We start from the raw sequence: 22,697 nt of genomic DNA on the forward strand, positions 1-22,697 counted from the left end.
GGTTCTGGCCGGCTTTGACACCCGCCACGATACGCCGCCCTTCAAATCACGCCATCACCCAAATTCCCGCATAGCTCGAACTCGCGCCGCCAGTCGTCGACATCTTGGCGGCTCCAAGCGCCATGATGTCCCGAACAACCGTTGCCAGATCGTTGCCAAATTTGCCAAATCCGTTGGCAAAGTCCCCCAATTCACCCCCGGTTGAAGCACATTCGTCGTTTTGGGCACTCATCGATATACAATGAAATCAATAGGTTAATGACCTCAAAGTTGGACCGAAAGATTGCCAAGGTTAGGGTCGAGAGTTCGACTCTCTTCGCCCGCTCCATGTATAAAAACACCGGCCATGACAGATGTCAGGCCGGTTTTTTTATGTCCGATGGCATCTCTTCGTGGTCCGAGTATCCTTCAGCGGAGCGATACGGCACGACGTACCAGAAGAAATGCTGCCAAAGGCCGCTCCATTGGAACGCGGCAGTATCCTGCGCGGAACGGCAGGCGTAAAAAAGCCCACAGTCTCCTCCCAGATCCTGTGGGCTTCAAGAAGCGTGGATTACGTTAACCCTTCTTCTTATCTATGAAGAAGTCGTAGGCCACCAAAGCCATCGTGACTCCGCATACAATGAAAAGGTCGATCCTCATCAACTTGAATGCGAGTATACCCACAAATATTGCAAGCACAACAAAAGCTAATACAGCCATGATCCGGTCTGTCATCACGTCCTCCTATTCGCCAGCGGCGATGTGGTTAACCAGCCAGCGCGCAGTCCGCAAAAGCCGCGCGTCATCGCCGCGCCGCCCCACCAATTGCACGCCCATCGGCATTCCGTTGTCTGCCGTGAACAGCGGCACAGTCACCGCAGGGGTGCCGCACAGCGTCCACAAACCGTTGAAAATCGCGCTGCCGGTGCTGCCAAGGCCATGCGGTGCCGCCGTCGGTGTTGCGGGTGTCAGGATCGCGTCGCAGCGATCGAATATCTCCTCCAGCCCACCGTTCAGGATGCCGCGCCAGTCCAGCGCCGCCAGATAGTCACGGGCCAGAACGGCTTTGCCTTTGGTCATGGCATCGCGGGTTTCAACCGACAGATGATCCCAGCCGCGCCGTTCATAGCTGTAAAAGCACTTTGCCATTTCGGCAAAGTTGATTCGCTCGCGGGCCTCTGCCGCTTCCCTGAATGTGCTCGGAAGGGCCGCGGCAAAGCACTGCTCGCCCAGATGCTCGGCAAGCTCGGCAAGGGCGAGTTTCGTGTCCTCATCCGCCAGATCATATTGTGGCGGCTGGATCAACGCGAAGGTCGGCGGCAGAAACCTGTCCGACATCGCGACATCGAACAGGCGCGGCGGCGCGGCAAGGCTGGTCGCGGTATCGCCCGCGTCGTACCCCGCCAGAACCTCTGCCAGCAGGGCCGCATCCTCGACCGTGCGGGCAAAGACCCCCATCGTGTCAAGCGTCGGCGACTGCGTCAGGACTCCGGTGCGCGGGATCAATCCGAAGGTCGGCTTGAACCCGACGGTTCCGCAATAGGCAGCAGGCCGGATGATCGACCCGCCGGTCTGCGTGCCAACCGCCAAAGGCACCATGCCCGCAGCGACCGCAGCGGCAGAGCCTTGCGAAGACCCCCCCGGCGTATGCGCGGCATTGTGGGGGTTCATGGTCTTTCCGGGATGCAGGAACGCCAGCTCTGTCGAGACCGTTTTACCGATAATCACAGCCCCTGCCGCCTTGAGGCGCTGCACAAGAAAGGCGTCCTCGGTCGGCACGCGCCCCTGATCCAGCAGGGTGCCGTTTTCTGTCGGCGTCCCCTTGGTGTCGATCACATCCTTCAGCGCGACAGGAAGCCCGTGCAGCGGGCCAAGCGTCATCCCCTTCGTGCGCAAAAGATCAAGCGCTCTGGCCTGAGCCAGCACATGTTCACCGTCGAGAAAGGCAAATGCCTGAACCTGCGGCTCGATCTCTGCGATCCGCGCCAGGCAGGCCTCGGCCAAAGCCACGGCACTGACCGCCCCGCTGGCCAGCCGGTCCCGAAGGACGGCTGCACTTAGCGCCAGCAGGGCCGCGTTGTTCGGTTTAACCGCCATAGAACATATCCGGCAAATGGAAGACCAGCTGCGGGAAGATATAAACCATCGCCATCGACACAAACACAAGGAACAGGAACGGCATCACACCGGCGAAAATCTGGGTCAACTTGACCTCTGGCGGGGCGATCCCTTTCAGGTAATAGGCGGACATGGCCATGGGCGGCGTCAGGAACGACGTTTGCAGGTTCAACGCCACAAGGATACCGAAGAACAGCGGGTCAACGCCGAACTGCGGCAGCAACGGCAGAAAGATCGGCACGAAGATAATGATGATCTCGGACCATTCCAGCGGCCATCCCAGCAAGAAGATGATCAGCTGCGCCAAAAGCAGGAATTGCAGGGGTGTCAGGTCGAAACCGGTGACGAACTCGGCGATCAACTGCTCGCCGCCAAGATACGAGAACACCGCAGAAAAGGTGTAGGAACCGACGAACAACCAGCAGACCATGGCCGTGGTGCGCACTGTCAGATAGACGCTTTCGCGCAGGCGGTGGAATGTCATAGAGCGGTAAGCGACAGCCAGAACCATACCCCCAAGCGCACCGATCGAGGCGGCCTCGGTCGGGGTTGCAAGGCCGAACAGGATCGACCCAAGCACCGCAAGGATCAGGATGGCCAGCGGGAACAGCGAGGTCAGAAGCATCCACAGCAGCGGGCCCCATGCCACATCAGGCACTTCTTCTTTGCTCGGCCGTGGCGCGACAGAGGGCTGAAGCATGGCGCGGCCAACGACATAGACCAAGTAAAGGCCGACAAGCAGCAGCCCCGGCAGCATCGCTGCGGCATAGAGGCGGACAATCGAAACCCCAGAAGCCGCAGCATAGACGATCAGCATGATCGACGGCGGGATCAGAATACCCAGCGTGCCACCGGCACAGATGATGCCCGATGCGAATGACGGATCATACCGCGCCTTCAGCATCTGCGGCAGCGCCAGCAGCCCCATCAGCGTCACAACCGCCCCCACGATACCCGTCGCCGTGGCGAAGAGGGCGCAGGTGATCAGCGCCGCAACCCCCATCGAGCCGGGAATATTCTTGGCCGCGATGTTCAGCGTGCCGAACAGACGGTCCACGATATTCGCCCGCTCTACGATGTAGCCCATGAACAGGAACAGCGGCACAGCGGTAAGAACCTCGTTCGCCATGACGGTGAAGGTCTGGTTGATGAACAGGTCAAAGATGCGGTTATTGTAGAACCCGTCTATCCAGAGCGAGGTCGACTCCCACCAGCTGGAGTCTTCGCCCAGCTTGTTGAACGCCCGCCACATCCGGCTTGGATCGAAGTAGGCATAGTAGCCGAACCCGATCCCCAGCGCCATCAGCGTGAACGCGATAGGAAAGCCCAGAAACACGAGCATGATAAAGATGCCAAGCATCATCAAGGCGACTTGAGGATCAGTCACAGTTAAAACTCCATTCATGCCCGATTAGGGAATAGCAGTAGCCCAAGGTCACACTTTGCCTTCGGCGTGTTGTTTCAGCAGTAGGTCGGCGGCTTCCAGCACGTCTTCCTCGGCGGTGCGCCAGTATCCTTCACGCATGCACAGAATGCAGCGAAATATCTGGGCGATGCCCTGGATGAAAAGCAAAAGACCCGCGGCAACCATAACCGATTTGAACTGGTAGATCGGGATGCCGGCAGGGCTGTTTACGCTGACCTCGGCATATCCCCATGATCTGGAGGAATATTTCCAACCGGACAGAACCAGTGCGATGATGCCCGGAAAAAAGAACAGGATATACAGCGTGAAGTCGACCATGGCCTGTGTTCGCGGCTTCCACAGCCGGTACAGAAAGTCGCCACGCACATGGCCACCGCGCGACAGGGTATAGGCCCCGCCCATCATGAACAGTGTGCCATACATGATAAAGGAAACATCCAGCGCCCAGGGCGTGGGAGAGTTCAGAACATAGCGCACGAAAACCTCGTAGCTCATTCCGAACGTCATCAGGATAATCAACCATCCAAAGGCTTTTCCGAACCATGCGGACAGCTTATCGGCGAATTCAATAAACGAGACCAAAATCGCAACTCCATTTTAAGTAAAGGCCCCCCGCAAACATGTTACGGGGGAACCCAGGTGTCGTTCAGGAAAAGCGGATCAGAGCTTCAGCTTGCCGGGGAAGTAGTGATCGTAGGCAAGGCCGTAGTCAGGCGCGTTCATCAGTTCGTAGAACGCGACTTCTTCTGTCCAGGCACGCTGGCTGTCCATGACGCGCTTCATGAAGGGGTCTTCTTCCAGAACCGGGATAAGGCTGTCCCATGCCTTCAGCTCGGCATCCAGAATTTCCTTGGATGTCCGGTGAACCGTCACGCCTGCTTCTTTTTGCAGCCATGTCAGGTCGGCCGAATAACGGCGCAGCGCCTTTGCGGTGTTCGCGGTCGACGCCGCCTCGACGCCGTATTTCAGGATCGCCTGAAGATCGGGGTCGAGATCGTCCATCGAGTCCTTGTTGAACAGGAATTCGAACGCCTCGGCGGCCTGGTGATAGGACGACAGATAGTAGTTCTTCGCAACGTCCTGTGCGCCGAAATCTCTATCGGACGACGGGTTGTTGAACTCGAACGCGTCGATCACGCCACGCTCCATCGCGGGAACGATTTCGCCGCCGGGCAGCTGTGCCACGGACATGCCCATCGCCTGCATCAGGTCGGCAGCAAGGCCAACGGTGCGATACTTGAAACCGTTCATGTCGGCCGCTGTGTTCACTTCGCCTTTGAACCAGCCCAGAGGCTGTGCGAACATCGGGAAACCAAGGTAGCCGTAGACGTTCAGGCCCATGACGTCCTGCGTCAGCTCGCGGTACAGCTCGTCGCCGCCACCCTCGTAGAACCACGACATCATCGCGGTGGACGAACCGCCGAACACAGGTCCGGTGCCGAACAGCGATGCGGCCTTGTTCTTGCCATACCAGTAGGCAGACACGGAATGTGCCGCGTCGATCAGTCCGTCGTTCACGGCGTCCATAACCTGGAACGCGGCAACGACCGCACCTGCAGGCAGCAGGTCGATCTTCAGGCGGCCACCGGACATCGCTTCGACGCGGTCGGCGTAGTCCTGTGCAAATTCCTGCCAGATGTTCGACGCACCCCAAGAGGTCTGCATCTTGAACACGATCGGCGCCTGCGCCATCACGGCAGGTGCAGCAAGCGCACCACCGGCGGCAACACCACCAGCCAGAACGCCCTTGCTCATGAACGAGCGACGCGAAAGCTGCGCCTTGGTTGGCGCATTGGGTTTCATTGTCATGGTATCCTCCCAGATATTTCAGGCATGACACAGGGCCATGTATTGGTAAGGTTTAGTCACCAATTTGCGAAATGCAAGACATTTCATGCCTTCCGCGAGTATCAGTATATGAGAATTTGATGCCAAGACATACTGTTAGCGCAATCAAACCAGCAAATCGCCCGGCGTCCGTCCGGCAAACACGGCGTCAAGGTTATCCAACGCGCGATGCCCCATCGCGTCGCGGGTTTCCTGCGTCGCCGACCCGATATGCGGCAGCATGAACACATTTGGCAGGGCGGCGATACGCGGGTTCCCGCCCGGCTCTGTCTTGAACACATCAAGACCGGCGGCGAATAGTTTTCCGTGGCTTAGCGCCTCGATCAAAGCGTCTTCGTCCACCAGATTGCCCCGCGCGGTGTTCACCAGAACAGCCCCCTCGGGCAACAGCGCCAGCGTCCGCGCGTTGATCACATCCAGCGTGTCGGGCGTGCTGGGGCAATGCAGCGACAGAACGTCCGACACCGCCATCAGCCCCTCGACCGTGTCATGAAACACCGCACCCTTTTCCAGATGCGGGGCAAGGCGGCTGCGATTGTGGTAATGCACCGTCATGCCAAAGCCCCGCGCCCGTTCGGCCGTCACCTGCCCCACGCGGCCCATGCCAAGCACGCCGAATCGTTTGCCGGTCACCTGACGGCCAACCATGAACGCGGGCGACCAGAAATTCCATTTTCCGTCCCGCACCATACGGTCGCCTTCGGCCCCGCGCCGCGCGGCCCCCAGCATACACAGGATTGCGATTTCGGCGGTCGCATCGGACAACACATCGGGCGTATTGGTCACGACAATCCCCCGCGCCCCGGCTGCGGCCAGATCGACGTGATCCACCCCCACCGAATGGTTCGCGATCACCTTCAGGCGGTCCGGCAAGGCCGCGATCACGTCGGCGCTGAAATGTTCGGAATGGCAGGGCAACACCGCATCGACGGTCTGGCACCGCGCGATCAGCGCGTCGCGGGTAAACACCGTGTCGTCCAAATTGAGGATCGCGTCATAGTCGCGCATCGCACGCGCATGGACGGCATCGGTCAGGCGGCGGGTGATCAGCAGAACGGGTTTCGCCATGATCAAAACGCCTTGAACGTCAGCGTCGTCAACGAGCGCTCGATGTCAGGAACATCCAGCAGGTGGTCGTTGATGTATTTGCCCACATCCTCGCCTGTCGGAATGTATAGTTTCATCAGCAGATCGAAATCGCCGCTGGTGGAATACAGCTCTGAGTGGATTTCCTTCAGGGTGATCGCCTCGGCCACATCATATGTGGTTCCGGGGCGGCAGCGCAGCTGGACATAAACGCAAGTGGACATGAAAGCCTCCAGTTTCGGGATGTCCAAGGCTTGGCACATCCGCACCACGCGGCACAATAATGAAATGCAGGCACGCCCTGCGCTTGGAACTGACGCCGCCGCGCATTATACATCGCGCAATTCAAGGCAGACCCACGGCGGAGGCTTCCATGCGGACGGCACAAATCACGCGGAAAACGGCAGAGACCCAGATCGACGTCCAGATCAATCTGGACGGAACAGGCATCTATGACAACCAGACCGGCATCGGGTTCTTCGATCATATGCTGGACCAGTTGGCCCGCCACTCGTTGATCGACATGACCATCCGCGCCACAGGCGATCTGCACATCGACGACCACCACACGGTCGAGGATACCGGCATCGCGCTGGGGCAGGCCATGGTGCAGGCGCTTGGCGACAAAAAGGGCATCCGCCGCTACGGGGAATGCCACCTGCCGATGGACGATGCGCAGGTGCGGTGCGCGCTGGACCTGTCCGCGCGGCCGTTTCTGGTCTGGAACGTCACCCTGCCCACCCCCAAGATCGGCACATTCGACACCGAACTGGTGCGCGAGTTCTTTCAGGCCCTCGCGACCCATGGCGGCATCACGCTGCACATCGACCAGTTGCACGGCTTCAACAGCCACCACATCGCCGAGGCCGCGTTCAAGGCCGTGGCCCGTGCGCTGCGCGTTGCGGTGGAAACCGACCCGCGCAAGGCGGATGCGATCCCTTCGACCAAAGGCATGCTTTAGGTGATTACGGCTCTTATCGACTACGACAGCGGCAACCTGCATTCCGCCGAAAAGGCGTTCCAGCGGGTTGCCCGTGAAACAAATGCCGGTCAGGTGGTCGTCACCTCCGACCCCGATGTGGTGGCCAGTGCCGACCGCGTTGTTCTGCCGGGCGACGGGGCCTTTCCACATTGCCGCGCACAGCTTGCCGATTTCACCGGCCTGTTCGAGGCCGTGGAAGAGGCGGTCATCCACCGCGCACGCCCCTTTCTGGGGATCTGCGTCGGCATGCAGATGATGGCGACATGGGGCCGCGAATACACCGATACGCGCGGTTTTGACTGGATCAGCGGAGAGGTGGTCAGGATCATCCCTGCCGATCCGACGCTGAAGGTGCCGCATATGGGCTGGAACGATCTGGTGCTGGACAATCCCCACCCGGTTCTTGACGGCATCCAGACCGGCGACCACGCCTATTTCGTCCACTCCTACCATGTGCGCGTTGCCGATCCCTCGCACCGTCTGGCCCACGTCGATTACGCGGGCGACATCACCGCGATCATCGGGCGCGACAATATGGTGGGCATGCAGTTCCACCCCGAGAAAAGTCAGGCCACCGGCCTGAAGCTGATCGCGAATTTTCTGACCTGGGCCCCGTAACGTGCCCGCCGCATCAAACGCCCTGCAAGATATCCTGCGGGGCATCACCCGGACAATCGGCGCATCCGCTGACCGCGGCAGGGTCGCAGACTATATTCCCGAACTGGCGGGCGTCGATCCGGACCAGTTCGGCATCGCAATCGCCACCGCCGACGGGCAACTGCTGACCGCAGGCGACGCCGCGGTTCCGTTCTCGATCCAGTCCGTATCAAAGGTGTTCACGCTGGCCCTTGCCCTTGGCAAGATCGGCGACAGACTGTGGGACCGGGTGGGGCGCGAACCCTCGGGGCTGGCCTTTGATTCCATCCTGTTGCTGGAACAGGAACGGGGCCGTCCCCGTAACCCGTTCATTAACGCAGGCGCCATTGTCACCACCGATGTCGTCCTGACCGGCTCGTCCCCGCGCGAGGCGCTGGGTGCCATCCTGCGCTTTGTCCGCGATGCGGCCGATGACGCCGACATCCACATCAACGAGGCTGTCGCCCGATCCGAAATCGCCACCGGCCACCGCAACTTCGCCCTCGCCCATTACATGCTGTCGCACCAGAACCTGACCAACGCGCCGGATCTGACCCTTGGCACCTATTTCCATCACTGCGCAATAGAAATGACCTGCGCCCAGCTTGCCATGGCGGGGCGGTTCCTGATCGACGCGCCGGGCATGCCAAGACTGATCTCGCCCCAGCGACAGCGCCGGATCAATGCGCTGATGATGACCTGTGGCCATTATAACGGATCGGGGGATTTCGCCTTTCGCGTCGGCCTGCCGGGCAAAAGCGGCGTCGGCGGCGGCATTCTGGTGATCGCGCCGGGAAAAGCCTCTATCGCGGTCTGGTCGCCGGGCCTGAATGCCTATGGCAATTCAAAGCTGGGAACAGAGGCGATGGAGGCTTTGACAACGCAAACCGGATGGTCGGTGTTCGGCTGATTATTTGACGCGAGTCCATGTGCCGCCATCGCGGCAAATGCCGAAAACGCACCCCGACACGGCCAGCGTATCGCCGGCAAGCTTCAGCTTGGAACTATAGGTCTTGTTCCGGTCGGGCGACCAGATCTTGCCGCCGCCATAGGCACCGCCCCCCTGCGCCGACATATCCCAGATGATGTTCTTGCCCACGTTTTCGGATGCCAGCGCCTTTCCGGCATTGTCGAAGGCCTTGACCAGTTTGCCGCACATCTTGGCCCCGCACGGCGCAACCTGCACATGACCGAAGTGACCGTTGTCGTCAGGCTTGGTTTTCCATGTGCCCTCCAGCGGGTCGGCAAAAGCGGGCGCCGCAAACCCGATGGCAAAGGCGGCGAGAACGAACAGTTTCTTCATAAGGGCTCCTCCCAGAACTTTGCGTGATCCTGCCCTGCCCCCGGCGGTTCAGGCAATACTGACGTTGCGTAGCAGCCAGTGCTTTGCATTTCCCGCCCGTCCATGCCAATAGGCAGCGAAACGATCCATGATAACGATCCATGATAAGGCCAACCCGATGATCCTATACCCCGCAATCGACCTGAAAGACGGCAACTGCGTGCGCCTTTACAAAGGCGAGATGGAGCAGGCGACCGTGTTCAGCGACAATCCCGCCGCACAAGCGATGGATTTCGTGAACGCAGGCTGCGAATGGCTGCATCTGGTGGATCTGAACGGTGCCTTCGCGGGTGAACCCGTGAACGGCGCCGCAGTCGAGGCTATTTTGGCGGCAACCAGGGTGCCCGCCCAGCTTGGCGGCGGTATCCGCGACATGGCCACGATAGAACGTTGGCTGACCAAGGGCCTTGCCCGCGTCATTCTTGGCACGGTCGCGGTCGAAAACCCCGATCTGGTGCGGCAGGCGGCGCGCACATTTCCCGGTCAGGTCGCGGTCGGCATCGACGCGCGCAACGGTCGCGTCGCCACCAAAGGCTGGGCCACGGAAACCGATATCATGGTCACCGATCTTGCAAAATCGTTCGAGGACGCAGGCGTTGCCGCAATCATCTACACCGACATCAACCGCGACGGCGCAATGCAGGGCCCGAACATCGAGGCGACAGCAGCACTGGCCCGCGCAGTCTCCATTCCGGTCATCGCCTCTGGTGGGGTCAGCTCGCTTGACGACCTCATCGCGCTGCGCGATTGCGGCGCGACCCTGAACGGTGCAATATCGGGCCGCGCCCTTTACGACGGGGCAATTGATCTGACCAAGGCGCTTGCCGCGCTCAAAGGGTAACACATGCTCAAAACCCGCATCATCCCCTGCCTTGACGTCAAAGACGGGCGCGTCGTGAAAGGCGTGAACTTCGAAGGTCTGCGCGACGCGGGCGATCCGGTCGAAGCGGCCAAGGCCTATGACGCCGCAGGCGCGGACGAGCTGTGCTTTCTCGACATCAACGCCACCCATGAAAATCGCGGCACGATGTATGATCTGGCAACCCGCACCGCCGAACACTGCTTTATGCCGCTGACAATCGGCGGTGGTGTGCGCACCCACGAAGACGTGCGCAAGCTGTTGCTGGCCGGCGCCGACAAGGTCAGCTTCAACTCAGCCGCCGTCGCCAACCCCGATGTTGTCGCAGAGGCCGCGATGCGCTTTGGCAGCCAGTGTATCGTCGTCGCCATCGACGCCAAAACAGTGGCCCCCGGCCGGTGGGAGATTTTCACCCATGGCGGCAGACGCGCCACCGGCATAGATGCCGTAGAATTTGCCCGCACGGTTGTCGAAAAGGGCGCCGGTGAAATTCTGCTGACATCAATGGACCGCGACGGAACCCGCGCGGGCTTCAACCTGCCACTGACCCGCGCCATCGTCGATGCCGTGCCTGTGCCGGTTATCGCCTCGGGCGGCGTCGGAACGCTGGAACATCTGGTCGAAGGCGTCACGATCGGCGGTGCATCCGCCGTGCTGGCCGCGTCGATCTTCCACTTCGGCGATTTCACCATCGCCGAGGCGAAGGCCTATATGCAGGCCGCCGGTATCCCGATGAGGATGAACTGATGACCCTGGAAGATCTCGCCGCAACCATCGCCGACCGCAAAGCCGCAGCCCCCGACAGCAGCTGGACCGCAAAACTTCTGTCCAAGGGCCCTGAAAAATGTGCCGAAAAGTTCGGCGAGGAAGCCATCGAAGCGATCATCGCCGCCGTCAAGAATGACCGGGAAAACCTGACGAACGAGGCGGCAGACGTGCTCTATCATCTCTTGGTCATGCTTGCCGCCCGCGATGTGCCTTTGTCGGACGTGATGGCGGAACTCGCCCGCCGTCAAGGCACCAGCGGCATCGCGGAAAAAGCCGCGCGCCCCTGATCCTTCTTTGTTCCTTAAATATCCCGGGGGGTGCGGGGGGCTGGCCCGCCGCTGGCTTTCCCCTCACCCTACAGCTTTGACGAAATAACGCCGGTGGCAAAACCGCCCCTTCGCAACTCACCGAACAGTCGCTGATACTCTATCTTGGGACAGCGGTTCCGAATAACCGTGACGCCCCGCGCCTCGGCCTTGGCCGCCGCCTCTGGGTGGTCCACACCGATCTGCATCCAGATCACTTTCAAATCCGGGAACCGCGCCAGCGCCTCGTCGACAATCGCCGGAACGGCCTCGGACCTGCGAAAGATGTCGACCATATCGACATCCGTCTCAATCGAGGACAAATCGGGACGGACGATTTCCCCGAACTGCTCCTGCCCTGCGGTGCCGGGGTTCACGGGAATCACCCTGTATCCCCTCAGACCCAGATACCGCGCGACGAAAAAACTGGGCCGCACAGGATTCATCGACACGCCGACACAGGCGATTACCTTGGTTTCTGTCAGGATTTTGCGCAACAGCGCGTCGGAATACATCATGCCCGCATCCTAACAGCGTCGCGCGAAAGAAAAAAGCGCCCGAACCAAAAAGGCCGGGCGCAAGTGGCGGAACGAGGGACAGTAAAGGTAGGCGCACAAGTTCCGTTCGCACGCCTATGCATTGGATGTATGAACCTTCATCTGGCTTTAAAGGGGATGTAATAGACTTGTGAACAGGCCGTTAACGCCCGTGACCTCAGCGGTTCAGCACCGATGGCCAATGTGCTTCTGCCGCAGCCACATTTCCGGCCACATCCGATTTCCAGATCGCCTGAACCGCCTTACTGTGGGTCAGGTACAGCTTGCCATTCACAACCGCCCAGGCCTCTGGAACGGTCGTAGCCACGCCGCCCTTTGACAACTCATAGGCGCAATATCCGCCATATTGCGGTGCGTAACGCCAGGGATCTGCCTCGAACGCGGCCATATGGGCGGCACTCGAGAACTGCCAGATCGCACCGCCCCACATCAGGTCGAACGCCTCGCTGCCGCGCACGGCTTTTGCGTCTTCGACATAGGCCACCGGATCATAGCCATGAATGGCCAGCCCGCCCGGCGCGAAAAAATCAGGTGTCGCGGAAAGGCCCGCACTTGCAGCCCCGAAGCTGAAGGGCAGCGCAAGGATCAGACCAAGGATATGACGACGCGGTAGCATGCACAGGCTCCATCTTTTGCATCGTGCTAAGATGATCGCGTTTTGCGCATCCGGAAACCCCGGATACGCAAGCGTGAACGCTTGTGCATTAATGTTTCAAACGTCAGGGCCTCACCCGCGAGGTATCGGCGCCACAGCATATAACGCGACAGCCGCCGCATTCGACACGTTCAACGAACCGAAGTCGCCTGAGAATGGTATTTTGACCAAGGCATCGCAGGTTTCCTTGGTCTTTTCCCGCAGCCCGGGGCCTTCTGCACCCAATACCAGCGCGATAGGCCGGTTCAGCTTGCCCTCTGTCGCCTCGGCGATGGTTTGCGTGGCCTCGCCATCCAGACCAAACAGCAGGTATCCCATGCGGCGCAGCGCCTCCATGGCGTCTGACAGGTTCTTCACCCGCAAATACGGCTGTCGCTCAAGCGCACCCGAGGCGGTTTTCGCCAAAGCGCCGGTTTCGGGCGCAGAATGACGGTGCGGCGCAATCACAGCCCGTGCGCCGAATACCTCGGCACTGCGCAAGATCGCACCCACGTTATGCGGGTCGGTCACGCGGTCCAGCAGCACAACGCGCGGCGCCAGCCCCTCGGCCCCCATGCAGACCTCCTCGATGCTGCCCCAATCCAGCGCCTTGACCTCAAGGGCTGCGCCCTGATGCACCGACTGCGGGTCGATCGGCGCGGTAAAACGGCGCGGATCGGCGATTTCAGGCTCCATCCCGCTTTTGCCGATGGCCTCTGCCAGCTTGTCCTGTGCGTTCTTCGTCACAATCAGGTGCAGCTTTTCCCGCGCGGGGTTCAAAAGGGCATCCTCGACCGCATGCAGCCCGAACAGCCATACGGTTTCCGCCGCAGACGCGCGCCGCGACTGTTCTTTTTCGATGACCCACTTCGGTTTTTTCATATCAATTCGATCCCGTCTTTACAGCGGCAGACAATGAAGCGGTGCCGCATCGGGCGCAAGACGTTTTACTGTGGATTTTCCGGTTGACGGGTCTGGGGTTGAAAGGTATCCAACGCGCAATTCGACGGGGTTCACGCCCCACCGGATGGGCGACGGGCTGCAAGGTGCGGCAGCGGACTGTAACTCCGCCGAGGAGACTCACGCCTGGTTCGATTCCAGGGTCGCCCACCATTACCTATAAGTCATTGAATTTGTTGGGTAATGGTGGTATCTTGCCATTTGAAGGCATCGATTTTCGATACAAATCTGGCAGATTTCGATACAATGGCACCACAAAACAAGGTTCGATACCTCAAAATCGACAGGGGTAGATACTTCTACCAACGGCGAGTACCACAAGACCTACAGGAAATACTTGTCGAGAAAGTATGGTCGAGGCCCTGTGGCGACGTGTCATACTCCAAAGCAGTGCAGCTGGTTGTGACTTGGGCAGAAGAACACGACCAGTTCATCAGCAGCATGAAGCCTTTGGAAGCCAGACAAGAATACGCCACACGGCAGAGGCGTACGGAAGAACAGATCGAAGAAAAGTTTGTTCAGGAAAACCGTGGCGCCAAGATATTTAACCTTCCGATAGAATTAGAAGAGTTGTCGGACTACAATTTCATAGATGTCGCCCCAAATTGGACTTGGGCGAAACTGACGCTGAACGAACTTGAAAGCGATCGGTCTGGTGATCGCCCGTCGAAGTTGCTTCACGCGCAACTATGGTCCATGATCAATCGCATCCTCTCAGAAAACGCAGAGTTCACCCCAATCGTCCTGCCCCCTTACCCAGAATTCAAAGAACTTTTGAGGAAATACGAAAACTTCCCTTTCACCAAAAAAATATCGTTCAGTAAGAGCCTTCCGGCACCTATGGCAAAAGATGATTACTTAGACAGATTGCATCACATATACCAAAATGCGTTTGGGGAAAGCTCACCAGCCCCACCGGCTGACGCCGATGAAAAAGATGAACATGATTTTATCAAAAGGAAGTTAGAAAGGAAAATTTCAGAATTGTCTCCAGACCTCAACACCATTACTGCGGTTTCTGAAAAATACTTTATATTCAACAACATAAGAAAAGATACGCGTTCGAAATACAGAAGGGATCTTGGCCGACTTGTTGAACTAACTGGCGATATACCAGTTAAAAAAATCGAAACTTCTCAACTTAAGACACTTCGCGATCAACTAGCACCAACGATGAAGCCAGCGTCACTTCATGCAGTTTTCACCCCTATCAAGGGGATGCTGCGATACGCAGTCCAAGAAGAGTTGGTTGACATCAATCCAATTTCTGCTGTGGCACTACCCAAAGACAAGAGGCCGATTGAGGAGCGAAAGTGGCAAAAGTTCGAACCAGACGAAGCAGCACGAATTGACCGTGCAGTCCATGAAATCTGGGGGCACCCGACCGTAGGATTGTCTGATGAGCGAAGAAAGGCCTTATTTCATGTTGTTCGCGCACTGATGTTTACTGGTATGCGCCCGATTGAAGTCCTTAGACTCCAAGCTCAAGATGTGACTGATCGAATGATCAAAATAACTGGTAGCAAGACTGAAAGTTCGACGCGGGTCATCCCACTACACCCTGAATTAAGTGAATTTCCAGAGTGGGTACGAAGCGGTGGCCTGCGAACTTTCGATACAATCAAGACAGATCAAGTAGGTTCAGTTCGTCATAATTTTGCGCGACTAATTCGAGATATTATGTCACCCCCAATCACGGATAAACAAAAAGCCCTATATTCCCTGAGAGCAACATTTGTGAATGCTATGAGACGAGCGGGTGCCGACATTCAAATGCAACGTGCTATTTTGGGACATAAAGAAGCTGGGGCAATCAGGCACTACGACGACGGACCCGAATTTGCGCAAAAATATCAGATGGTAGCAAAGACTGATCCCAGACGAAAAGACTGAAGCCAGTTAAAAACTGGCTGGAGTGCCCTCATCGGGTGGTCCAATTTGAATGCTAGTGCAATTGTTGCAGCTTAACTAGGTTGAACTGCCCCCGGGAGTTCCCTCAATCTGATGTAGAGTCAGTCCTCTCAATACTGAGTTGGTAAGGAGCATGACCGCAGTCAGCCCAAGGACGAAGCCGCTCCGCGGCATTGGTGCTTTCTGCTGACGGCGTGATACGCTCGTAACAGTGCGCATTTTGCGATTTGGCCAACCTGCCTGACGATTGGGGTCTTCTCAATCATCAGACAGGAGGTTTCCATGACAGAGGAGAGAGTAACCCCGCTGCGTCAGCGGATGATCGAAGACATGCGGATCCGTGGAATGGGTGACAAGGCGCAGAAGTCCCACATCCGAGCGATCAAGGATTTCGCGTCCTTTCTGGGGCGATCGCCTGATACGGCGACGCCGGAAGACCTGCGCGCCTATCAGCTCCATATGTCGGACACCGGGGTGACCCCGTCGACCTTCAACACGCGGATCGTGGCGCTGCGGTTCTTCTTCGGGATGACCTGCGGGCGTGAGGAAATGAAGCGCTACATGCAATTCCGCACCGAGCCGCGCAAACTGCCTGTTGTCTTCAGCGTCGAGGAGGTGTCCGACATCCTGATGGCCGCACCCGGACCAGGGCTGAAGTATCGTGCAGCCCTTAGCATTTCTTACGGCGCCGGGCTCAGGGCGGCCGAGGTCTGCAACCTCAAGATCGGCGACATCGACAGTGACCGGATGCTGATCCATGTCGAACTGGGCAAGGGTCAGAAGGACCGCAAGGTGATGCTGTCGCCCGGCTTGCTGGAGTTGCTGCGTGCCTGGTGGCGCGAAGCACGTCCCGAAGGCTGGCTGTTCCCGGGCAAACCGAAGATCAACCCGATCTCACCGCGCCAACTGAACCGCGCTTTCACCTCGGCCAAGCATATGGCCGGGGTCAAGAAGCCTGCGACCTTGCACACGCTGCGCCACAGCTTTGCCACGCATCTGCTGGAAGCCAACACCGATGTGCGGGTGATCCAGGTGCTGCTCGGCCACGCGGTGGATCTTGGCACTTATATCTCCGGCGTGACGGTCGTCGCAGTGCCCGTCTTCGGCGCGACCGGAAAGTTGACCCGCTCAATCGTTGCCATCGGCATTTCAGAACGACTTCAGGACAAGCAAATCCCGAAACTGGCCAAGGCAATGCAGGCCATCCGGGAAGACATCGAAGAAATGCAAATTGACACGGGGGATTAAGTAGTGACGCAAAATGATATCGCGCCAGGTGACTGGCGAGAATTGAAGATTGACGGTTTCGTGGCGCTCATCGGCCCGCTTTTGCGTTCCACACACCCCGACGAAAGGAACATCTATGGACTACAGACGCATCAAAAACACGAAAACCACATAGGGATCATTCATGGCGGTGTCTTGACCGGCATTTTGGACCAGGTGATCGCAATAACGGCATGGAACGCGGCGGATCGACACCCGACAGTCACTGTCCAGATGGAAACCCGTTTTTTTGGGGCCGCCAGGGTTGGTGACTTTCTGGAAATCCGGCCATCGATCCGTCATGCGACACACAGTCTCATCTTCGTCGATGCTGATATCACCTGCGGGGCAAAAATAATCGCAAGTGCCTCATCCGTCATGAAAATTTCAAAACAATCAGGACTGAAACAATGAGCGATCCCAAGGCAAGCAACCCGACAGGCCCACTGGCTGGTATCAAGGTTCTCGATTTCTCACGCATCTTGTCCGGCCCCTATGCAACCATGGTTCTGGCTGATCTTGGTGCCGAAGTCATCAAGGTCGAACCAATCGAAAAGGGCGATGAAACCCGCAACTTCCCGCCGTTCCAAGGCGGTCTAAGTCATTATTACATTGCGCTGAACCGCAGCAAGAAAAGCCTGTCGCTCGATCTGAAGTCCCCCGAAGGCTTGCAGATAGCCAAGGATCTGGCGCAACAAAGCGATATCGTTCTGGAGAATTTTCGCCCCGGCGTCATGGACCGGCTGGGCCTGGGATATGATACGCTGCGTGCATCAAATGAGCGGTTGCTTTACTGCTCGATCACCGGTTTTGGCACCGATAGCCCGCATGGCGACAAGCCTGCGTTTGATATCGTCGCGCAAGCCCTGTCCGGCGTCATGAGCGTCAATTGCGAACCCGGTCAACCGCCCAACAAACTGGGCATTCCTTTGGGCGATATGGCTGGCAGCATCTTCTCGCTTTTCGGTCTGCTTGCCGCGCTGCACGAACGGAACAACACCGGACGCGGCAAGCATATCGAGGTCGCCATGCTCGACAGCCTGATCGCCATGCAGGGGTATTTGTCGCAAATCTATTTTGTGACAGGTCAAAGCCCGCAGCCTGTCGGCACGCGACATCCCAGCATTGTGCCCTATGGGTCGTTTGCGACATCTGACGGTCATGCGATTGTCGCCTGTCTGACGGAACGGTTCTGGCACAACTTTGCCCGCTGTCTGGGCCGGGAAGACCTGATCAGTGATCCCCGCTTTGCGCTCTACGAAGCGCGGCTCGCCAACCGCGATGCTCTAGAGTCCATTATCCACGCGCGAATGACTCAGAACAAGACGGTCTACTGGCTTGAACGTCTGGAACAATTCGACGTTCCCAGTGCGCCGATCCTCTCTATCGGGCAGGCCCTCGAGCAGGATCACGTTGCAAAGCGTGGCCTTGTTGAAACGGTATCACATCCGCAAATCGGCGACATGAAACTAGTGCGCGGGCCTATCCGGTTTGATGGCATCGGTCCCGCCAAAGCAGGTGCGCCGGCCATGTTGGGCGAAAACACTTTCGAAATCCTGACGGAACAACTGGGGATCAGTTCCGCAGAAGTAGACAGACTGGTTTCAGCAGGTGTTGTGAAGGGTCCGCCTTGATCAGGGCCAGAACTATGTATCGCCCGATTGGCAAAGGGCAGCACACCGCGATCACTTCAATGACCCGACCAAGCGCCAGTATCAGCAGGTCGCCCTTCGCGCGCCGCCGCGCGTAAGGTCATGCATCGGCCCTTGGGCCGTCGGGCCTGCCCGCCAGTGGGCAGGTAAACCAGAACACGGTTTCCTTGTCGGGCTCGCTGTCATAGCCGATGGTGCCCCCCCATCGCTTCGGTCAGCTGGCGGGAAATGTTCAGTCCCAGCCCGGTGCCGCCTTTCTGGCGCGTATCAGAACTGTCCGCCTGCGAGAACGGATGGAAAATCCTGCTGCGGAACTCTTCGGGGATGCCGGGGCCGACATTGCTGACCGAGATACGCACGTGGGATGGCAGAACCTCTGCCGTCAGACGAACCGTTGTGCCCTCGTGCGCGAACTTGCAGGCGTTCGACAGCAGATTGGTCAGCACCTGAATAACGCGCTTCTGGTCGGTCCAGATGTGCGCATCATCTTCGGAGGCGACAACCTCCAGCGCGACATCCCATTGCGACGCATATGGTCGCGTGAAATGAAGCTATAGGTCTCCGATTAAACCGGAGCGATTGAATCAGCCTGCAAGCCAAATATCAATGGGGCGGAACCGCCGCTTACAATCAAAAGATATACCAGTCTCACAAGATCGAGTTTTTGGAGGGGTGCGTATTCCGATGACATCCGGCCATGAAAACGGCAGTGAAAACGGCAGTGAAAAAGTAGTCCGCGGAAGTGGCGTGACAATCTCGCGGTGGGCAGAGAAAAACTTTGCCACTTTGACCCTTTCTGGTAGCGGGGAGGGCGGGAGATTTTAGTCGTGGATTTGCATTTGAAGGTTCCAGCGCAGCAGAGCACATGCTGTTAATAACGAGCACAAACGGTCTGCGGCCCAGAACGGCTTTTTTTCAAGATTCCCCGCTCCTCCTTGATAGTGCGGCTCTCGTGCCGAAGCCGTTCATTCTCTTGGGCGAGGCTCAAAACCTTTGGAAAACGATGACAACTGGGGCACTTTAAAAACAGTTGATTTCGATACATTTTGAATCGTTTTCGATACAATTCGCCAAAGAACAACAAAATGCATTTTCTTAAAGTATTGAAAATAATCATTTTTTATGTCCTCACAAATCCGTGCCCGCCCCGATTCCAGGGTCGCCCACCACGAATTTTTCCATAACAGAACATTGTGGCCGATCAGACTACGCGCAGCCGTCATTGGCCGTTCGGTGACAAGTCGTGGCTTTCGGGATTCCGCATTTGCGCCTATGATACAGAAAACCCGGTAGTTTCAGGAACGATTATGGCCAAAGCCAAAGTTAAAGCCCGACCTTTCAACATCGTTATCGTCGGACAGAATGGACGCCTTCAATACGAGGCCGTGCTGTTCGCCGCCTCCCTCCGGGAAAATGATCCGGACTTCAAAGGTCGTCTTTTCGTGGCCGAGCCGCAGAAAAATGCGCTCTGGCCGACGGACCCCACGATCAAGACCCCCGAAGTGCTGGACCTTCTGACAGAACTCGGCGCGGAAATATTGCCGTTTGAAAGCAAACATTTCGGGGCGGCCTATCCCTACGGCAACAAAATCGAGGCACTATTCGCATTGCCAAAGGATGAACCATTTGTGTTTTTTGATACCGACACGCTGATCACCGGGCCGCTTTCGACCATTCCCTTCGATTTTGACCGCCCAAGCGCGTCCATGCGGCGCGAAGGGACCTGGCCGGAACTGGAACTTTACGGCCCGGGATACAGCCAGATCTGGAAATCGCTTTATGACAAATTCGACTTACCGTTCGAGACGACGCTCGAGCTGACACAGCCCGACGAATACTGGGAACGGTATCTCTATTTCAATGCCGGATGGTTTTTTTACCGCTGCCCGCATGAATTCGGACAACGTTTTCTGGACTACGCACTTGCAATCAAACATGACGCGCCATTGGAACTCGTCTGCCAATCCCTGAACCCGTGGCTGGATCAGGTCGCTCTGCCGCTTGTCATCCATTCGTTCGGTGGTGCACGGCATACAATCCCCGAGGGCCTGCTGGACGGAACAATATCGTGCCACTATCGGCTGTTGCCTCTGCTCTATGCCAGAGAATCGGACGCAGTCGTGGAGACACTTGAGGCAATCACAGCCCCGAACCGCATCAAGAAGATTGTAAAACAATATGACCCGATCAAAATGATGGTCTATCAGGGGCGCGGGCAAAGGGTGCGGGCGATGTTCGACCGTGCCGACCTGCCACCGCGCGAGCGACAGATCCGCAACCAGATCAAACGAGAGAACCTCTGGATGCGTTGACCCAAAGGAGGCGCGTCCGCGCCATCACTCTTTTCTCTCCTCAGCTTCGCTTCGGCTCGGGTTTTGCCTGCGGCGCGGATATTTCAGACCAAAAAGACCCTATTCATTCTTCTCGGCCCAAATACTCCCGCGCGGAGCGCGAAACCGCACGAAGTGCTAAAAGGAACGACGCCGAAGGCGTCACTATGGGATCAGGTTAGGCGGCAAAGACCGCATTCATATCTGCAAAGCCCTTGACCTCGACGGGATTGCCCGATGGGTCACGGAAGAACATGGTCCACTGCTCTCCGGGTTCGCCCTTGAACCGGACAGAGGGCGCGATGATGAAATCCGTTTGCGCCGTTTCCAATCGTCCCGCCAGCGACACCCAGTCCTCCAGATGCAGAATCACCCCGAAATGCGGCATCGGAACCATATGGTCCCCGACTTTGCCGGTAGCAGCATTGGCAAAAGGTGTTCCAAGATGCAGCGAAATCTGGTGTCCGAAGAAATCGAAATCAACCCAGGTCTCTGTGCTGCGGCCTTCTTTGCAGCCCATGATCTCTCCGTAAAAAAGGCGGGCTTCGTCCAGATCTGTGACATGATAGGCAAGGTGGAAGGGGGTCAACATTATCGGCTCCTTTTCGGCTGAACCTGTTCTGCCCGAAGTTTCGCTCCGCGACCAGCGTTCCGTGCGGGGCCTGTTGCCGGATCGGTTCCATTCCCCTAGGCTTTGCCCTGACATATTTACTCGGGGAGAGACCACCATGAGCGACGGACCAACCTACGGCTTTGACACTTTACAGATACACGCGGGCTCTCGTCCCGATCCCGCCACGGGCGCGCGGCAAACACCGATCTATCAAACCACCGGTTATGTGTTCCGGGACGCCGATCATGCGGCGGCGCTGTTCAATTTGCAGGAAGTCGGCTTTATCTATTCGCGCCTGACCAACCCGACCGTCGCCGTTCTGCAAGAACGCATCGCGACGCTGGAGGGGGGCGCAGGTGCGGTTTGTTGCTCCTCGGGACATGCCGCCCAAATCATGGCGCTGTTTCCGTTGATGGCACCGGGCATGAATGTTGTGGCCTCGACCCGGCTTTACGGCGGCACGGTCACCCAATTCGGTCAAACGATCAAGCGTTTTGGCTGGTCCGCGAAATTTGTCGATTTCGACGATCTTGACGCGGTAAAGGCGGCGATCGACGACAACACCCGCGCCGTTTTCTGCGAGGCTGTTGCCAACCCCGGCGGCTACATCACTGATCTGGATGCAATTTCCGCTATTTCCGACGCTGCCGGCCTGCCGCTGATCGTCGATAACACCTCGGCGACGCCATACCTGTGCCGCCCGATCGAGCATGGCGCGACGCTGGTTGTGCATTCCACGACCAAATACCTGACCGGTAACGGCACGGTCACCGGCGGCTGTGTAGTCGACTCGGGTAAGTTTGACTGGTCCGCCTCGGACAAATTCCCGTCGCTGTCCGCGCCAGAGCCGGCATACCACGGGCTGAAGTTCCACGAGACCTTCGGCAATCTGGCCTTCACCTTTCACAGCATTGCCATTGGCCTGCGCGATCTGGGCATGACGATGAACCCGCAAGGCGCGCATTACACCTTGTTGGGCATCGAAACCCTTTCGCTGCGGATGGATCGCCATGTGGAAAACGCAGTGAAAATAGCCAACTGGCTAGAGAAAGACCCGCGCGTCGATTACGTCACCTACGCGGGCCTGCCGTCCTCGCCCTATTATGACCGCGTCGCCAAAATTTGCCCCAAGGGCGCCGGTGCCTTGTTTACCTTTGCAGTCAAGGGCGGCTACGAGTCCTGCATGAAGCTGGTCGATAGTCTGGAGATCTTCAGCCATGTGGCCAACCTTGGCGATACGCGGTCGTTGATTATCCATTCCGCATCGACCACCCACCGCCAGTTGACCGCTGAACAGCAAAAGGCCGCAGGGGCCGCGCCGAATGTTGTGCGTGTGTCTATCGGGATCGAAGACGCCAACGATCTGATCGCCGATCTGGATCAGGCGCTGGCGAAGGCCACGGCATAAATCAACGACGGGGC

The 22,697-nt window shown here is 57.9% G+C and carries 26 protein-coding genes and 1 tRNA gene; 14 read left to right on the top strand and 13 right to left on the bottom strand.

Features of this window, described 5'->3' with window-relative positions; translation table 11 throughout:
* Positions 1-205: hypothetical protein (locus ACEN2R_RS09455; protein ID WP_442041565.1), on the top strand; the 205-nt coding region annotated here is incomplete at its 5' end.
* Between the two features lie 353 nt (positions 206-558).
* On the opposite strand, the gene ACEN2R_RS09460 is transcribed toward ACEN2R_RS09455, so the two are convergent.
* The 7 genes from ACEN2R_RS09460 to ACEN2R_RS09490 form a co-directional block, all read right to left on the bottom strand.
* Positions 559-717 carry a hypothetical protein gene (locus ACEN2R_RS09460; protein ID WP_442041566.1) on the bottom strand — a complete coding sequence of 53 codons (159 nt, stop codon included), beginning with the start codon at positions 715-717 and terminating at the stop codon, positions 559-561.
* 9 nt (positions 718-726) lie between these two features.
* Positions 727-2,079: an amidase gene (locus ACEN2R_RS09465; protein ID WP_442041567.1), complete on the bottom strand. Its 1,353-nt coding sequence runs from the start codon at positions 2,077-2,079 to the stop codon at positions 727-729.
* Positions 2,069-3,487 carry a TRAP transporter large permease gene (locus ACEN2R_RS09470; RefSeq protein WP_442041568.1) on the bottom strand — a complete coding sequence of 473 codons (1,419 nt, stop codon included), beginning with the start codon at positions 3,485-3,487 and terminating at the stop codon, positions 2,069-2,071. The genes ACEN2R_RS09465 and ACEN2R_RS09470 overlap by 11 nt, the downstream gene beginning before the upstream one ends.
* Before the next feature lie 48 nt (positions 3,488-3,535).
* Positions 3,536-4,108: a TRAP transporter small permease subunit gene (locus ACEN2R_RS09475; RefSeq protein ID WP_442041570.1), complete on the bottom strand. Its 573-nt coding sequence runs from the start codon at positions 4,106-4,108 to the stop codon at positions 3,536-3,538.
* Between the two features lie 78 nt (positions 4,109-4,186).
* A complete protein-coding gene (locus tag ACEN2R_RS09480) occupies positions 4,187-5,335 on the bottom strand; it encodes a TRAP transporter substrate-binding protein (RefSeq protein WP_442041572.1) in 1,149 nt (382 codons plus the stop codon).
* Positions 5,336-5,479: 144 nt separating this feature from the next.
* On the bottom strand, positions 5,480-6,442 hold the full coding sequence (locus tag ACEN2R_RS09485) for a 2-hydroxyacid dehydrogenase (protein ID WP_442041574.1): 963 nt from the start codon (positions 6,440-6,442) through the stop codon (positions 5,480-5,482).
* A gap of 2 nt (positions 6,443-6,444) precedes the next feature.
* Positions 6,445-6,684, bottom strand: coding sequence for an Lrp/AsnC ligand binding domain-containing protein (locus ACEN2R_RS09490; protein ID WP_442041576.1), 240 nt, complete (start codon positions 6,682-6,684; stop codon positions 6,445-6,447).
* 149 nt (positions 6,685-6,833) lie between these two features.
* Here ACEN2R_RS09490 and hisB point away from each other — a divergent pair, with 149 nt between their 5' ends.
* Genes hisB through ACEN2R_RS09505 form a run of 3 tightly spaced genes read left to right on the top strand, consistent with a single transcriptional unit; the run spans position 6,834 to position 8,988 of the window.
* Positions 6,834-7,421, top strand: a complete 588-nt coding sequence (gene hisB / locus ACEN2R_RS09495) for an imidazoleglycerol-phosphate dehydratase HisB (protein WP_442041578.1) — start codon at positions 6,834-6,836, stop codon at positions 7,419-7,421.
* Complete coding sequence (gene hisH, locus ACEN2R_RS09500; RefSeq protein ID WP_442041580.1) at positions 7,422-8,060, top strand: imidazole glycerol phosphate synthase subunit HisH; 639 nt, start codon at positions 7,422-7,424, stop codon at positions 8,058-8,060.
* Between the two features lies 1 nt (position 8,061).
* A complete protein-coding gene (locus ACEN2R_RS09505) occupies positions 8,062-8,988 on the top strand; it encodes a glutaminase (RefSeq protein WP_442041582.1) in 927 nt (308 codons plus the stop codon).
* Here ACEN2R_RS09505 and ACEN2R_RS09510 read toward each other — a convergent pair whose 3' ends face one another.
* Complete coding sequence (locus tag ACEN2R_RS09510) at positions 8,989-9,381, bottom strand: DUF2147 domain-containing protein (RefSeq protein WP_442041584.1); 393 nt, start codon at positions 9,379-9,381, stop codon at positions 8,989-8,991.
* Between the two features lie 157 nt (positions 9,382-9,538).
* Between ACEN2R_RS09510 and hisA the strand changes: the two genes are divergently transcribed.
* The 3 genes from hisA to ACEN2R_RS09525 are packed head-to-tail and all read left to right on the top strand — an operon-like array spanning position 9,539 to position 11,334.
* On the top strand, positions 9,539-10,261 hold the full coding sequence (gene hisA / locus ACEN2R_RS09515) for a 1-(5-phosphoribosyl)-5-[(5-phosphoribosylamino)methylideneamino]imidazole-4-carboxamide isomerase (RefSeq protein ID WP_442041821.1): 723 nt from the start codon (positions 9,539-9,541) through the stop codon (positions 10,259-10,261).
* 3 nt (positions 10,262-10,264) lie between these two features.
* Positions 10,265-11,026, top strand: coding sequence for an imidazole glycerol phosphate synthase subunit HisF (gene hisF / locus ACEN2R_RS09520; RefSeq protein WP_442041586.1), 762 nt, complete (start codon positions 10,265-10,267; stop codon positions 11,024-11,026).
* The gene (locus ACEN2R_RS09525; protein ID WP_442041823.1) at positions 11,023-11,334 is read left to right on the top strand and encodes a phosphoribosyl-ATP diphosphatase; all 312 of its coding nucleotides are present in this window, start codon (positions 11,023-11,025) and stop codon (positions 11,332-11,334) included. Before hisF ends, ACEN2R_RS09525 begins: the two co-directional genes overlap by 4 nt.
* 68 nt (positions 11,335-11,402) lie before the next feature.
* Here ACEN2R_RS09525 and ACEN2R_RS09530 read toward each other — a convergent pair whose 3' ends face one another.
* From ACEN2R_RS09530 to rlmB, 3 genes are all read right to left on the bottom strand, one after another.
* Positions 11,403-11,867: a CoA-binding protein gene (locus tag ACEN2R_RS09530; RefSeq protein WP_442041825.1), complete on the bottom strand. Its 465-nt coding sequence runs from the start codon at positions 11,865-11,867 to the stop codon at positions 11,403-11,405.
* Between the two features lie 199 nt (positions 11,868-12,066).
* Complete coding sequence (locus tag ACEN2R_RS09535; RefSeq protein ID WP_442041588.1) at positions 12,067-12,525, bottom strand: YHS domain-containing (seleno)protein; 459 nt, start codon at positions 12,523-12,525, stop codon at positions 12,067-12,069.
* A 111-nt stretch (positions 12,526-12,636) separates the two neighbouring features.
* Complete coding sequence (rlmB, locus tag ACEN2R_RS09540) at positions 12,637-13,425, bottom strand: 23S rRNA (guanosine(2251)-2'-O)-methyltransferase RlmB (RefSeq protein ID WP_442041590.1); 789 nt, start codon at positions 13,423-13,425, stop codon at positions 12,637-12,639.
* Positions 13,426-13,572: 147 nt separating this feature from the next.
* Between rlmB and ACEN2R_RS09545 the strand changes: the two genes are divergently transcribed.
* The 5 genes from ACEN2R_RS09545 to ACEN2R_RS09565 all read left to right on the top strand — a co-directional run bounded on the left by ACEN2R_RS09545 (position 13,573) and on the right by ACEN2R_RS09565 (position 18,314).
* Positions 13,573-13,656, top strand: a tRNA-Tyr gene (locus tag ACEN2R_RS09545).
* Positions 13,657-13,704: 48 nt separating this feature from the next.
* Positions 13,705-15,396 (top strand): hypothetical protein, encoded by a 1,692-nt coding sequence (locus ACEN2R_RS09550; RefSeq protein ID WP_442041592.1) that lies wholly within the window; start codon positions 13,705-13,707, stop codon positions 15,394-15,396.
* Positions 15,397-15,696: 300 nt separating this feature from the next.
* Positions 15,697-16,662: a tyrosine-type recombinase/integrase gene (locus tag ACEN2R_RS09555; RefSeq protein WP_442041593.1), complete on the top strand. Its 966-nt coding sequence runs from the start codon at positions 15,697-15,699 to the stop codon at positions 16,660-16,662.
* 3 nt (positions 16,663-16,665) lie between these two features.
* Positions 16,666-17,094: a PaaI family thioesterase gene (locus tag ACEN2R_RS09560; RefSeq protein ID WP_442041595.1), complete on the top strand. Its 429-nt coding sequence runs from the start codon at positions 16,666-16,668 to the stop codon at positions 17,092-17,094.
* Positions 17,091-18,314 (top strand): CaiB/BaiF CoA transferase family protein, encoded by a 1,224-nt coding sequence (locus ACEN2R_RS09565; protein ID WP_442041597.1) that lies wholly within the window; start codon positions 17,091-17,093, stop codon positions 18,312-18,314. Before ACEN2R_RS09560 ends, ACEN2R_RS09565 begins: the two co-directional genes overlap by 4 nt.
* Positions 18,315-18,514: 200 nt before the next feature.
* Here the strand turns inward: ACEN2R_RS09565 and ACEN2R_RS09570 are convergent, their stop codons facing one another.
* Entirely contained in the window at positions 18,515-18,778 is a 264-nt protein-coding gene (locus ACEN2R_RS09570) for a sensor histidine kinase (RefSeq protein WP_442041599.1), read from the bottom strand.
* An 861-nt stretch (positions 18,779-19,639) separates the two neighbouring features.
* On the opposite strand from ACEN2R_RS09570, the gene ACEN2R_RS09575 reads away from it, so the two are divergent.
* A complete protein-coding gene (locus ACEN2R_RS09575) occupies positions 19,640-20,644 on the top strand; it encodes a hypothetical protein (RefSeq protein WP_442041601.1) in 1,005 nt (334 codons plus the stop codon).
* 196 nt (positions 20,645-20,840) lie between these two features.
* Here ACEN2R_RS09575 and ACEN2R_RS09580 read toward each other — a convergent pair whose 3' ends face one another.
* Positions 20,841-21,254: a VOC family protein gene (locus ACEN2R_RS09580; RefSeq protein WP_442041603.1), complete on the bottom strand. Its 414-nt coding sequence runs from the start codon at positions 21,252-21,254 to the stop codon at positions 20,841-20,843.
* A gap of 136 nt (positions 21,255-21,390) precedes the next feature.
* Here ACEN2R_RS09580 and ACEN2R_RS09585 point away from each other — a divergent pair, with 136 nt between their 5' ends.
* On the top strand, positions 21,391-22,683 hold the full coding sequence (locus ACEN2R_RS09585) for an O-acetylhomoserine aminocarboxypropyltransferase/cysteine synthase family protein (protein ID WP_442041605.1): 1,293 nt from the start codon (positions 21,391-21,393) through the stop codon (positions 22,681-22,683).
* The last annotated feature ends 14 nt before the right edge of the window (positions 22,684-22,697 follow it).

The organism is Pseudogemmobacter sp. W21_MBD1_M6 (assembly GCF_052119585.1).
Classification (GTDB): Bacteria; Pseudomonadota; Alphaproteobacteria; order Rhodobacterales; family Rhodobacteraceae; genus JBGQOJ01.

What these genes read in the sequence shown, in the direction of transcription:
- ACEN2R_RS09480 (WP_442041572.1), bottom strand. Translation starts at nt 5,335, where the DNA reads ATGACAATGAAACCCAATGCGCCAACCAAGGCGCAGCTTTCGCGTCGC.
- hisF (WP_442041586.1), top strand. Translation starts at nt 10,265, where the DNA reads ATGCTCAAAACCCGCATCATCCCCTGCCTTGACGTCAAAGACGGGCGC.
- ACEN2R_RS09530 (WP_442041825.1), bottom strand. Translation starts at nt 11,867, where the DNA reads ATGTATTCCGACGCGCTGTTGCGCAAAATCCTGACAGAAACCAAGGTA.
- hisA (WP_442041821.1), top strand. Translation starts at nt 9,539, where the DNA reads ATGATCCTATACCCCGCAATCGACCTGAAAGACGGCAACTGCGTGCGC.
- ACEN2R_RS09510 (WP_442041584.1), bottom strand. Translation starts at nt 9,381, where the DNA reads ATGAAGAAACTGTTCGTTCTCGCCGCCTTTGCCATCGGGTTTGCGGCG.
- hisB (WP_442041578.1), top strand. Translation starts at nt 6,834, where the DNA reads ATGCGGACGGCACAAATCACGCGGAAAACGGCAGAGACCCAGATCGAC.
- ACEN2R_RS09460 (WP_442041566.1), bottom strand. Translation starts at nt 717, where the DNA reads ATGACAGACCGGATCATGGCTGTATTAGCTTTTGTTGTGCTTGCAATA.
- rlmB (WP_442041590.1), bottom strand. Translation starts at nt 13,425, where the DNA reads ATGAAAAAACCGAAGTGGGTCATCGAAAAAGAACAGTCGCGGCGCGCG.
- ACEN2R_RS09580 (WP_442041603.1), bottom strand. Translation starts at nt 21,254, where the DNA reads ATGTTGACCCCCTTCCACCTTGCCTATCATGTCACAGATCTGGACGAA.
- ACEN2R_RS09465 (WP_442041567.1), bottom strand. Translation starts at nt 2,079, where the DNA reads ATGGCGGTTAAACCGAACAACGCGGCCCTGCTGGCGCTAAGTGCAGCC.
- ACEN2R_RS09490 (WP_442041576.1), bottom strand. Translation starts at nt 6,684, where the DNA reads ATGTCCACTTGCGTTTATGTCCAGCTGCGCTGCCGCCCCGGAACCACA.
- ACEN2R_RS09535 (WP_442041588.1), bottom strand. Translation starts at nt 12,525, where the DNA reads ATGCTACCGCGTCGTCATATCCTTGGTCTGATCCTTGCGCTGCCCTTC.
- ACEN2R_RS09585 (WP_442041605.1), top strand. Translation starts at nt 21,391, where the DNA reads ATGAGCGACGGACCAACCTACGGCTTTGACACTTTACAGATACACGCG.
- ACEN2R_RS09555 (WP_442041593.1), top strand. Translation starts at nt 15,697, where the DNA reads ATGACAGAGGAGAGAGTAACCCCGCTGCGTCAGCGGATGATCGAAGAC.
- ACEN2R_RS09485 (WP_442041574.1), bottom strand. Translation starts at nt 6,442, where the DNA reads ATGGCGAAACCCGTTCTGCTGATCACCCGCCGCCTGACCGATGCCGTC.
- ACEN2R_RS09575 (WP_442041601.1), top strand. Translation starts at nt 19,640, where the DNA reads ATGGCCAAAGCCAAAGTTAAAGCCCGACCTTTCAACATCGTTATCGTC.
- ACEN2R_RS09565 (WP_442041597.1), top strand. Translation starts at nt 17,091, where the DNA reads ATGAGCGATCCCAAGGCAAGCAACCCGACAGGCCCACTGGCTGGTATC.